Genomic DNA, 12,502 nt, shown 5'->3' with positions numbered 1-12,502 from the left:
AGATTTTGATAAGTTTAAATATTAATAGGCTAAAATAAGCTAACTTATTTAAATTATTGATAGTACGTTAAGCATATAGAATGTTATTAAGGCCACTGAGTTGCACACCTCGTGGCCTTTTCAATTTTTTTGATGATCATACTCACAATTAGCCCACTGTGTTTTTAACAGGAAAGCGTATGCTGTAGGAAGAAACTAATTGAGTTGGAGTTGAAATCATCATGTCACTAAATACTTCAGTGGTAAAAAATAAGATCCCTGCCATTTTTATTGGTCATGGTAGCCCCATGAACGCAATTGAGGATAATCCTTATACCCAAGCGTGGGAGAAACTCGGTAAAGCTTTACCTCGACCAAGTGCAATTTTGGTAATTTCAGCCCACTGGTATACGCGTGGAACCGCAGTTACTTCGATGTTAAAACCGAAAACGATTCATGATTTTGGTGGGTTCCCCGAAGCATTGTACCAAATCGAATATCCTGCCCCCGGTTCGCCTGAATTAGCTCAGCAAGTTGCCTCATTATTAGCCCCTGAGCCAATTTACCTTGATGAACAAGAGTGGGGATTAGACCATGGTACGTGGGAAATTTTGGTACGTATGTATCCAGAAGCCGATATCCCCGTAATCCAATTAAGTATCGATGGTAGCAAGCCTGCTACTTGGCACTATGACCTTGGAAAAAAACTATCCGTTCTAAGGGATGAAGGTGTATTGATTATGGGGAGTGGCAATGTTGTACACAATTTACGGGCGATGAATTGGCAAAATTCCCATGCTGAGCCATACCCGTGGGCAGTATCTTTTGAGAAATTTGTGTATGACAACCTGAAAAGTCATGAAACGCCACATCCACTAGCTAGCGGATTGGAACGTGAAGATGGCAAATTATCGAACCCATCACCAGAACATTACTTGCCTATTTTACCAATTTTAGGCACTTGGGATGGTCAAGAAGAGATTAGTACACCGATTGAAGGAATTGTGTCGGCATCGCTAAGTATGTTGTCTATTCAGGTAGGATAAATTTTTCTGCAATACAATTGCTTTATAAAAAAGCCCAAATCATATTGTTATGTTTGGGCTTCATTTTTAGCTTTAAGTATGATTAGTCGACGATCGTATGTGGATAAAAACGTGATAAATCTTGAGTGATCAATTCTTTGTCTTCACGAATACAGATCCCCGCAGGTTGATCATTCACCAACCAGCTTCCGACTAAGGTGTAGTTACCTTCAAATTGTGGAAGTGGGTGGAACTGTTGAATAATCATACCTTCTTCGCCGTAAGGGCCATCCGCGGCTGCAATTTCTTTACCATTTTCGATAATACGGATATTAGCACCTTCCCGAGAGAATAGTGGTTTTATAACGTATTTTTCGAGTTCAGGTTGGGTTTTGCCATCCGCAAAATAAGCAGGCAGTAAATTAGGGTGCTCAGGGAACATTTCCCATAACATAGGCAATAAAGCTTTATTAGAAATGATGCTCTTCCATGCAGGTTCTAACCAGCGTACACCAGCGTCTTGCAATTTAGTCGAGAAAATTTCTCTTAGCATAAATTCCCACGGATATAGCTTGAACAGGTTACTAATCACCTGATCTTGTGTATCCGAAAATTCACCTTTTTCACCTAGACCAATTTCATCGATATATAAGAATTCAGTGGCAATACCGGCTTCATTTGCACAGTCTTGTAAATATTGAACGGTACCGCGATCTTCTTCTGTGTCACGGCAACAAGACATATGCAACAAACGGAAACCATACTGATCTTTTAATTGTGTAAAGCGCTCGATCAATTGCTCTTGAATGCTATTAAACTGATCGGCGTTTTCAGGGAGTTTTCCTGCTTCAATTTGATCTTCTAGCCAGATCCATTGGAAAAATGCAGACTCATATAATGAGGTTGGAGTATCCGCGTTGTTTTCCAATAGCTTAGGTGGGTTAATACCATCGTAAGCGAGGTCAAGCCTGGAATATAAAGAAGGTTGCTCGCTTTTCCATGAACTGCGAACAAATTCCCAGCAATGCTTAGGGATCTGAAAACGCGCCATTAACTCATCGCTTTCAACAACACGCTCAACCACTTTTAGGCACATTTGATGCAACTGCTCGGTTGCATCTTCGATTTCTTCAATCTGTGCCATAGTGAATTGGTAATACGCATCTTCTGACCAGTATGGCTCACCATACATAGTATGAAATTCAAAACCAAATTCAGAGGCTTTTTCGCGCCAGTTTGGGCGCTCTACTATAGGAACTCGTTTCATTACTTATCAACCACCCATCGAACGGGAAGAAGAGGTTGATTTTGCAGAAGAAGATGAACGTTGTGCCATCGCTTGTTTATTTACGGTGTCACCAAAACCACCACGGGTAACGGTTGAAGTTGTTGGTGGTTTAGGTGCCATGGCTGTTTTTGGTACGCTCATTGAACGACCACCTGCAACTGCAGGACCATAGCTTTTACCTGATGCATCAACAAACTTACCGTTGGCTGGGCTAGCTGGGTTTTTCGAGCTGAATAATGGTTGTGATGCAGCGCTACCGCCCATCATACGGCCCATCATATAACCCATCATTAATGGCATCCACATGCTGCCGCCGCTGCTTTGTGCTTGAGCCGTTTGTTCACCATTGGTTGAACTAGTACCTGCAAGGCCTGCTTGGGCTGGAGCTTGAGTACACATTGATTCACCAAACTCAGCGATGCAGTCAGCTTGAGTTTCATATTTAGGTGCGGTTTTAGCTGCTTCTTGTAGAGCATTATTGTAGGCGATAGTGCACTGTTCTGCTTGCGATGGGTTCGCTTGGCTACAATCTTGCGCATTGGTGTACAGTGATACGGTTTCATCGCTTTCTTCACAAGCGGAAAGCATAAATACAGCACTAACCGCAACAGCCACAGGTGCTAAACGGTATGAACGCCAAGACTTACGGAAGGCGCTCTGGTTAATATTTTTGGTACGCTTCATGGTCATGGTAATTACCCTGAATTAAATTAAGTAAGATGTTTTTAGATGTTAGCTCTAGGATAGGGGATAAACGCTGAAAATTAAAGCAGAAATATAGGAGAAATGAGCTGAATTTATCATTTTGATAACTTTCTGCTATTTTTCCCTAATTAGCATGGCGTTTCTTGAAGAGAAAAATAATATTTTTATTTTATATCAATACATTAAGTGTAGGTTGTTTTTTGCTCTAATGCGTAGTAATAAGAGTGAGAATTCACTGAAATTGTGCCCGTGGCTAATGAAAAGGCGTTATAAACGGTTTAATTAGTACAAATTAGCAATTCTAAGCGGTTTGCAGGATTACCCTCAAAAAAATAACCCGCTATGTAAGCGGGTCATTATGTCATTTTCACATGAGCTAAATATTTTAGTTCATTTTTGGCGCATTGGTATTACGGATAATACTACTTGCAGAGGTTGAAATCTCTTTACCCAAATTCGCATTCAGGCGTGCAATATCGTCTTCGTTCAATGTGCCACGAGCAAATTCGATATTCAGTTGGTTAATCATGTAGTCGTAACGAGCATTAGACAGATTCTGTTTCGCTTGGTATAGCGCTGTTGTTGCTGTCAATACGTCAACAATAGTACGTGTTCCTACTTGATAGCCAGCTTCCATCGCATCTAATGAACTTTGTGCAGAAACAACGACTTGTTTGTAAGCATTAATACTACTGATTGACGATGCTACGTTATTAAATGATGAGCGAACTAACTGAATCACATTGCGGTAAACGCTTTCTAGTTGCTCACTAGCACCTTGGAAACCATATTGTGCTTGTTCAACCTGAGAACTTACTGCACCACCAGTATACAGTGGAATACTTAAATTTAAGCCAATGCTATTTTGGCCGTTATAGCTATTGCGTGCGCCTGATAACCCTGTTGTTGGGTCATTATAGCCACTACCGTGTTGGTAGCTATTTGTGACTGATGTTGAGGCATCAAGGCTAACCGTTGGCATGTGACCTGTTTCCGCTAAACGGATGTTTTCACGAGAAACGTCTTGTGCTAAACGTGCGCTTAACAGGCTGAGGTTACGCTCTTCCGCTTCTTTTAAGATAGCGTTGATATCGCCCAGTTCATTGGTTTTAAAACGGTCGATATTTAAAGAGGCAAGTTGGTTATAGTACACGCCGCTAACTTGACGCAATTTTTCAATCGCATTTTCTAACTCGTTACGGCCTGCAACTTCTTGTGCAATAACGCTATCATAGTTTGCACGAGCGTTTTGCACGTCAGTAATAGCAACAAGCCCAACGTTAAAGCGTTGTGTCACTTGGTCTAATTGGCGATAAACAGCTTCTTTATTCGCTTCAATATAAGATAACGCGTCAATCGCTTTTAATACGTTAAAATACGCAATTGCAGTATCTAAAATTAATTGCTGCTGACTTGTTTGGTAAGTGACATCAGAAATACCCGCTGTTTTTTCTTGGATAGTTAATTGACGCCATTTAGACATATCAAACACAACTTGGGTCAGTTTCAGTGAAGCATTTAAACCTGTGCTTTCAGTGTTTCTTGCATCACGGTAACCGCTTCCGTAGCTAGCTCCTGCACCTAAACCTAATTGTGGCAATAATGGGCTACGAGATTCATTAATTTTTTCAAAAGCTTGATTACGTTCTGCTAATGATTTTCTTAACTCAGGGTTACTTTCTTTGGATTTTTGGTAAACCTGTAGTAAATCTTCTGCATAGCTATTGGTACTGAGACCCACAAAACTCATCGAAATTAAAAGGGGAAGCAGTTTCTTCATTTTGATTCCTTGATTAAACAGCAAATTAAGTTGAGTCTGTTGCCTAAAACGTACCATGCCTAACTAGGCGATAGAGATTAAATTATCCGTTTTAGAGACAGTTATTAAAAACAGACACTACGTTGCTCTTAGATTTGAATAATGGCGCTTATTGTAACAGAGTATCACTTCTATTAACGGTAGCCTTTTGTGCCATTTTGTCTCAATTTATTAAACATTACCTCATCTGAGGTTAAAAAACCTTAAAAACTGTTTTAATCCACAATTATTTCCTTAAGATGGAATAATTGGGTTTGGAGAATGCAATGACAAAACAAATAAAGCAGCCAATTAAATATGGCAAAAATGATGTTGAAATTATATCCAAGCGTAAATTATTTAACGGTTTTTTTCAAATGGTTGAATATCAATTTAGACATCGCCTTTTCGCGGGCGGATGGAGTAAAGAAATTTGCCGTGAGGTTTTTGAACGTGGTCATGCTGGTGTGGTTTTACCCTATGATCCGAAAACAGATGCTGTTGTTTTAATTGAACAAATTCGGTTGCCTGCGATCGAAACTAGCGAAACACCTTGGTTACTTGAAGCAGTTGCTGGAATGATAGAGCCAAACGAATCACCCGAAGAGGTTATTCGTCGTGAAGCCATTGAGGAAGCTGGGCTTATTATTGGTCGTACTGAAAAAGCAGTAAGTTATCTTTCTAGCCCAGGTGGTACGACTGAACGTATGCATGTATTTATCGGTGAAGTCGATAGCAGCCAAGCGAAAGGGGTGCATGGGTTAGCGTCAGAAAATGAAGATATTTGTGTGCATGTGGTTAGCCGAGAACAAGCTTATCAATGGGTTGAAGATGGCACAATTGATAATGCAGCCACCGTTATTGCGATTCAGTGGTTACAACTTAACCAGCAAAAACTTTATGAAAAGTGGATGAAACAGTTTTAAATAACGATTAATCTGGTGAAGTGTGTGCTGATTATCAGAAAGTTAGAAAGTAAAGTTTTAAGATAGTTGCAAGTATGTTTAGCTTTTATATAGCTTTAATGAATAGATTAGGTACTAAATAATATTTAAGGAAAGGAATACTTTTGGACAGCCAGCTTGAAGTGACTGCGAAGAACTCTAAAATTGTGAGAATTTTACAGGTTACTGATACGCATCTTTTTGCTAATACAGAAAATACGCTTTTAGGGGTAAATACTTACCGTAGCTATCAGGCGGTACTTGATGCTATCACAGAGCAAAATCTTCCAATTGATTTAATTGTTGCGACAGGGGATCTGGTTCAAGACCAATCACCACAAGCTTATCAGCATTTTGCGGATGGTATTGCGCGTATTCCTGCCCCTTGTGTATGGCTTCCTGGTAATCATGACTACCCACCTGCTATGGTAGAAACACTGCGAGTTGCTGGGATTTCAAGTGCTAAACAAATTTTAATTGGCGACGAATGGCAAATTCTGATGCTTGATAGCCAACTTCAAGATGTACCTCATGGTGAGCTTTCTGAACAACAATTGGAATGGATGAAAGCCAGCTTAGATGCTGAACCTGAACGTACTACATTGATTATGCTGCATCACCATCCTCTAGCTTCGGGTTGTACTTGGCTTGATCAGCACAGTTTGAGAAATTCACATATTTTAGCTGACTACTTAAAAAACTACCCAAATGTTAAAGCGATGCTATGTGGCCATATTCACCAAGAAATGGATGAAAACTGGCACGGGATTCGGTTATTAGCTACGCCTTCTACTTGCGTACAATTTAAACCTCACTGTACTAATTTTGCCCTTGATACTGTTGCGCCGGGTTGGCGATATTTAGAATTAAGTATTAATGAAGAAAGTCAAAGGCATATTACAACCCGCGTTCACCGTTTAGACACAAGGGAGTTTAGCCCTGACCTTGACTCTGACGGTTATTAATTCGCTTATGTCTACTCTACTTTATATTCATGGTTTTAATAGCTCACCTCAATCCGCTAAAGCTAATAACTTAAAGCAATGGATTGACGATAATTATCCACATATTAATATGCTTGTACCGCAATTGCCGAATTACCCTCAGCAAGCTCAAGCGATGTTGGATGATATTATCCAACAGCATCAGCATGAAAAAATGGGGTTAGTTGGATCTTCACTAGGCGGTTATTTTTCGATTTGGTTTTCAGAGCGTTATCAGCTCCCAGCCGTCGTTGTAAACCCCGCAGTGCGTCCTTTTGATTTACTGCAAGATTACTTAGGCGACAATACAAACCCATATACTCATGAACAATATGTGTTGGAAGAAAAGCATATCCATGAGCTAAAATCCTTATACATTGAAAGACTCGCATCTCCTCAACTTATCTGGTTGCTACAGCAAATGGGCGATGAAGTACTTGATTATCGAGAGGCAGTTGCCTATCTTTCAAAGTGCAAACAAACTGTGGAACCTGACGGTAATCATGCCTTTATTGGTTTTGAAGCTTACTTTTCTCAAATTGTTGATTTCCTTCAATTGGCAGAGAAATAGTGTCAAAACGTATGAACACTGTTATTATCAACAGTAACTCACTGATTGAATAGTTCAATTAATCACCTATTACCGCAGAATGACAACATGACTCAATCTAGTTATAACGCAGAGGCCATTGAAGTCCTCAGTGGTTTAGAGCCTGTTCGCCGTCGTCCGGGGATGTATACCGACACCAGTCGACCGAACCATCTGGCTCAAGAAGTAATTGATAATAGCGTCGATGAAGCGCTTGCGGGGCACGCGAGCCACATCGAAGTTATTTTACATGCCGATCAATCCCTTGAAGTAATCGATGATGGGCGCGGTATGCCTGTCGATATCCACCCTGAAATGAAAGTGTCAGCAGTTGAGCTGATTCTGGGGCAATTACATGCAGGGGGAAAATTCTCCAATAAAAACTACCAGTTTTCAGGTGGTTTGCATGGTGTTGGGATTTCTGTCGTCAATGCGTTATCAAAACGTATTGAAGTTACTGTTCGTCGTGATAGCCAAGTGTATCAAATTGCCTTTGAGAATGGCGACAAGGTTGAAGATTTGCATGTAATCGGGACTTGTGGCAAACGTAATACAGGTACTAGCGTGCATTTTTGGCCTGATGGTAGCTACTTTGATAGTCCAAAGTTTTCAGTAACTCGTTTAACTCATAACTTAAAAGCTAAAGCCGTTTTATGCCCTGGCGTGAAAATCACGTTTAAGGATAAGCTCAACAATACAGAGCAAAGCTGGTGCTACAGTGACGGGTTGACCGATTACCTAATGGAGTCGATTGACGGCCTTGAAGCGTTGCCACCAAAACCGTTTACAGGCGAATTTTCTGGGGAAACTGAAGCGGCGCAATGGGCGTTGCTCTGGTTACCTGAAGGCGGTGAATTACTAACAGAAAGTTATGTCAATCTTATCCCAACAGCACTAGGTGGAACCCATGTTAATGGGTTACGCCAAGGGTTGCTTGATGCAATGCGTGAGTTTTGTGAATTCCGTAATATATTGCCTCGTGGTGTTAAGCTCTCCGCAGATGATATTTGGGAGCGCTGCACTTATGTGCTTTCCGTTAAAATGCAAGATCCACAATTTGCAGGGCAAACGAAAGAACGCCTGTCTTCGCGTCAATGTGCAGCGTTTGTTTCGGGTGTGGTAAAAGATGCTTTCAGTTTATGGCTTAACCAGAACGTGCAAGTGGCTGAACAACTCGCAGAAATGGCAATTTCTAGCGCGCAACGTCGAATGCGTGCAGCGAAAAAAGTGGTGCGTAAAAAACTCACCAGTGGCCCTGCATTACCCGGTAAATTAGCCGATTGTAGCTCGCAAGACCTGAGTATGACGGAATTGTTTCTTGTAGAAGGGGACTCCGCAGGGGGCTCAGCAAAACAAGCCCGTGACCGCGAATATCAGGCTATCATGCCGTTGCGCGGTAAAATCCTCAATACATGGGAAGTGTCTTCTGATGAGGTTTTAGCTTCCCAAGAGGTACATGATATCTCTGTTGCCATTGGGATAGACCCTGATAGCGAAGACCTTAGCCAATTACGTTATGGGAAAATTTGTATCCTTGCGGATGCGGACTCCGATGGCTTGCATATTGCTACACTGTTATGTGCATTATTTGTCCGTCATTTCCCAACATTAGTAAAAGCAGGGCATGTCTATATGGCAATGCCACCGTTATATCGTATCGATTTAGGTAAAGAAACGTTTTACGCCCTTGATGAAAGCGAAAAAAATGCTGTGCTTGAACGTCTTAGCCGCAAGCGCGGTAAACCCAATGTTCAGCGTTTTAAAGGGTTGGGTGAAATGAACCCACTGCAATTACGTGAAACGACATTAGATCCAAATACTCGTCGTCTTGTACAGCTAATTATCGATGATGAAAACTACCAAGAAACACTTGCTGTCATGGATATGCTTCTTGCTAAAAAACGCTCTGAAGATCGCCGTAATTGGCTGCAAGAAAAAGGCGATATGGCTGAAATTGATGTCTAATATCCGAATTGCGATGAGAAAGGAACGAATTGAATGAGTGAAATTACTCATGATGGTGTAGAGCGTTTACCGCTGCATGCCTTCACTGAAAATGCCTATCTGAACTATTCGATGTACGTCATCATGGATAGGGCATTACCATTTATTGGCGATGGGCTTAAACCTGTTCAGCGCCGTATTGTGTATGCGATGTCAGAACTTGGCTTAAGCAACACTGCGAAATACAAAAAGTCCGCCAGAACAGTGGGAGATGTTCTCGGTAAATATCACCCGCATGGTGATAGCGCTTGTTATGAAGCGATGGTGTTGATGGCGCAGCCATTTTCTTACCGCTACCCGCTGGTGGATGGCCAAGGAAACTGGGGGGCACCCGATGACCCTAAATCATTCGCAGCAATGCGTTATACAGAATCACGTTTATCAAAATATGCTGAAATTTTACTCAGCGAGCTTGGCCATGGCACCGTTGATTGGGTACCAAACTTTGATGGTACGCTAAACGAACCAAAAATGTTGCCGGCACGTTTACCGAATATTCTGCTAAACGGTACAACGGGAATTGCGGTTGGGATGGCGACAGATATTCCACCTCATAACGCCCGAGAAGTGGCCCAAGCGTTGGTTGCTTTACTGGATAAACCAACACTAAATCTTGATGACATCATGGCATTTGTACCGGGGCCTGATTATCCAACTGAAGCAGAAATTATTTCTTCCCGTGATGATATCCGTAAAATTTATCAAAATGGGCGCGGTTCTGTGCGCATGCGTGCCGTGTGGGAAAAAGAAGATGGTAATGCTGTTATCACGGCTCTACCTCATCAGGTTTCGGGCGCTAAAGTACTGGAACAAATCGCCAGCCAGATGCGGGCGAAGAAATTACCGATGGTGGAAGATTTACGTGATGAATCGAACCATGAAAACCCAACTCGTTTAGTGATTGTTCCGCGCAGTAATCGTGTTGACCTTGAACAGGTCATGACACACTTATTTGCGACAACCGATTTAGAACGTAGCTATCGCGTTAACCTTAATATGATTGGTTTAGATAACCGACCAGCGGTAAAAGGGCTCGTTGAGATCTTAAATGAGTGGATTGCTTACCGTCGTCAAACCGTACGTAACCGCTTAAATCATCGGTTAGAAAAAGTATTAAGACGTTTACATATTTTAGATGGTTTATTAATCGCCTATCTGAATATTGACGAAGTCATTGAAATTATTCGTACAGAAGACGAACCCAAAGCCGTTTTAATGTCACGTTTTAATATCAGTGATACCCAAGCGGAAGCGATTTTAGAATTAAAATTACGTCACTTAGCCAAGCTCGAAGAAATGAAAATTCGTGCTGAGCAGGACGAATTAGCCAAAGAGCGTGATGAATTACAAGCGATCTTGGGGTCTGAGAGACGTTTAAACACGTTGATTAAAAAAGAGATTCAATCTGACGCTAAAGATTACGGTGATGACCGTCGCTCCCCATTGCATGAGCGCGAAGAAGCGAAAGCAATGAGCGAGCATGAGATTTTACCGTCAGAACCGATTACCGTTGTGCTTTCTGATATGGGATGGGTGCGTAGTGCTAAAGGGCATGATATCGAACCGACTAACCTAAATTATAAAGCAGGGGATGGCTTTAAAGGAGCTGCACGAGGCAAGTCAAACCAAGCGGCGGTATTCCTTGATACGACAGGGCGCAGTTATTCTGTGGACCCACTGGAATTACCTTCAGCGCGTAGTCAAGGTGAGCCTCTAACGGGTAAATTAACGCTGCCTCCAGGTGCGACCATTGAGCATGTATTAATGGCGCCTGACGAACAGAAATATTTAATGGCTTCTGATGCAGGTTACGGTTTTATTTGTACCTTTAATGATTTAGTCACTAAAAATAAAACTGGTAAGGCCTTAATCTCCTTACCTGAAAATGCCAAAGTATTAGCACCAATTGAACTGCATAATGAGCAGGAAGATTTGCTATTGGCAATTACCAAGGCGGGGCGTATGTTGATATTCCCTGTAGCGGATTTACCTCAACTTTCAAAAGGTAAAGGTAATAAAATTATCAATATTGCCGGCGCGCAAGCGGCAACGGGTGATGATTTATTGACTTGGTTGATGATCTTGCCTGTGGGGGCATCAATGACCTTGCATTTTGGTAAGCGGAAATTGAAATTTAAAGCAGAAGACTTGCAAAAATACCGCTCAGAACGTGGCCGTAAAGGGACGTCATTACCGCGTGGAATGCACAATATTGAGCGTATTGATATTGAGCCAGTAGATACTGAATAATTAACAAAGGCAAACCTTATAAATCTTGTTGAGTATGAAGTTCAGAAGGTTTTTAAGCAGGCAATATTCATCATGGGGCTGTGAAGCCCCTTACAATTTGGGGTTAGTATGTTAGCGCTGATTAGAGCGATCATTGTCATTATCTACACTATTTTTGTGTGCGTAGGCGGCGGTATTTACTGCTTGTTTAGCCCACGCAACCCAAAACACGTAATGACATTCGGCCATATGTTTGGGCGGTTATCAGTTGTGTTTGGGATTAAGGTTATCAATCGTGTACCTGAGAAAGCCAAAAGTTATGGCCCGAGTATTTATATTGGGAATCACCAAAACAATTACGACATGGTGACTATGTCAAATGGGGTATTACCGAGAACAGTTACAGTCGGTAAAAAAAGCTTGGTTTACATTCCATTTTTTGGTTTTCTGTACTGGATCACGGGTAATATTTTGATTGACCGAGCGAATCGTTCTAAGGCGCATAATACGATCACGCAAGTCGCAGACCAGATCAAAAAACGTAAAATATCCGTATGGATGTTCCCTGAAGGAACGCGTAGTCGCGGCCGTGGTTTATTACCATTTAAAACTGGGGCATTTCACGCAGCTATTGCAGCAGGGGTGCCGATTGTGCCTGTTTGCGTTTCGAGTACACAAGGTAAAATTAAGCTAAACCGTTGGAATAATGGTAGCGTAATTATTGAAATGTTAGACCCTATTGATACATCACTTTATACCCGTGAGCAAGTGAGGGAATTATCGGAACATTGCCATGCTTTAATGGAAGCCAAAATTAAAGAACTCGATCTCGAGGTTGAAGAGATGTCAAAACAGGGTAAATAGCCTAACTGATTGAATTTATTTTAATAATAGGCAATATGTGAATATTGCCTATTATTTTAGATTGAGCGTAGCATAAACTGTCTTTATTGTTATC

The 12,502-nt window shown here is 41.5% G+C and carries 10 protein-coding genes; 7 read left to right on the top strand and 3 right to left on the bottom strand.

Going from position 1 to position 12,502, the window contains the following annotated elements; translation table 11 throughout:
- Positions 1-221: 221 nt before the first annotated feature.
- On the top strand, positions 222-1,025 hold the full coding sequence (ygiD, locus tag PSE60_RS00470) for a 4,5-DOPA dioxygenase extradiol (RefSeq protein ID WP_210835411.1): 804 nt from the start codon (positions 222-224) through the stop codon (positions 1,023-1,025).
- A gap of 82 nt (positions 1,026-1,107) precedes the next feature.
- On the opposite strand, the gene PSE60_RS00465 is transcribed toward ygiD, so the two are convergent.
- The 3 genes from PSE60_RS00465 to tolC all read right to left on the bottom strand — a co-directional run bounded on the left by PSE60_RS00465 (position 1,108) and on the right by tolC (position 4,777).
- Complete coding sequence (locus PSE60_RS00465; RefSeq protein WP_210835410.1) at positions 1,108-2,271, bottom strand: glutathionylspermidine synthase family protein; 1,164 nt, start codon at positions 2,269-2,271, stop codon at positions 1,108-1,110.
- Between the two features lie 6 nt (positions 2,272-2,277).
- Positions 2,278-2,982, bottom strand: a complete 705-nt coding sequence (locus tag PSE60_RS00460) for a DUF1190 family protein (RefSeq protein ID WP_042851529.1) — start codon at positions 2,980-2,982, stop codon at positions 2,278-2,280.
- A gap of 400 nt (positions 2,983-3,382) precedes the next feature.
- Positions 3,383-4,777, bottom strand: a complete 1,395-nt coding sequence (gene tolC / locus PSE60_RS00455) for an outer membrane channel protein TolC (protein WP_210835404.1) — start codon at positions 4,775-4,777, stop codon at positions 3,383-3,385.
- A 305-nt stretch (positions 4,778-5,082) separates the two neighbouring features.
- Here tolC and nudF point away from each other — a divergent pair, with 305 nt between their 5' ends.
- The 6 genes from nudF to PSE60_RS00425 all read left to right on the top strand — a co-directional run bounded on the left by nudF (position 5,083) and on the right by PSE60_RS00425 (position 12,408).
- Positions 5,083-5,721: an ADP-ribose diphosphatase gene (gene nudF / locus PSE60_RS00450; RefSeq protein ID WP_210835402.1), complete on the top strand. Its 639-nt coding sequence runs from the start codon at positions 5,083-5,085 to the stop codon at positions 5,719-5,721.
- A 143-nt stretch (positions 5,722-5,864) separates the two neighbouring features.
- A complete protein-coding gene (gene cpdA, locus PSE60_RS00445; protein WP_272664277.1) occupies positions 5,865-6,704 on the top strand; it encodes a 3',5'-cyclic-AMP phosphodiesterase in 840 nt (279 codons plus the stop codon).
- Positions 6,705-6,711: 7 nt separating this feature from the next.
- Positions 6,712-7,293 carry an esterase YqiA gene (gene yqiA, locus PSE60_RS00440; protein WP_272664276.1) on the top strand — a complete coding sequence of 194 codons (582 nt, stop codon included), beginning with the start codon at positions 6,712-6,714 and terminating at the stop codon, positions 7,291-7,293.
- Positions 7,294-7,380: 87 nt separating this feature from the next.
- Positions 7,381-9,276 (top strand): DNA topoisomerase IV subunit B, encoded by a 1,896-nt coding sequence (gene parE / locus PSE60_RS00435; RefSeq protein WP_004908605.1) that lies wholly within the window; start codon positions 7,381-7,383, stop codon positions 9,274-9,276.
- Between the two features lie 33 nt (positions 9,277-9,309).
- Positions 9,310-11,565 (top strand): DNA topoisomerase IV subunit A, encoded by a 2,256-nt coding sequence (parC, locus tag PSE60_RS00430; protein WP_272664275.1) that lies wholly within the window; start codon positions 9,310-9,312, stop codon positions 11,563-11,565.
- A 108-nt stretch (positions 11,566-11,673) separates the two neighbouring features.
- A complete protein-coding gene (locus tag PSE60_RS00425; RefSeq protein ID WP_272664274.1) occupies positions 11,674-12,408 on the top strand; it encodes a 1-acylglycerol-3-phosphate O-acyltransferase in 735 nt (244 codons plus the stop codon).
- Positions 12,409-12,502: the final 94 nt, after the last annotated feature.

The organism is Providencia sp. PROV174 (assembly GCF_028480685.1).
In the GTDB taxonomy this organism is placed as follows: domain Bacteria; phylum Pseudomonadota; class Gammaproteobacteria; order Enterobacterales; family Enterobacteriaceae; genus Providencia; species Providencia rettgeri.
Note: the sequence above shows the minus strand (reverse complement) of the source record. Positions and strands in the feature narration are given on the sequence as shown.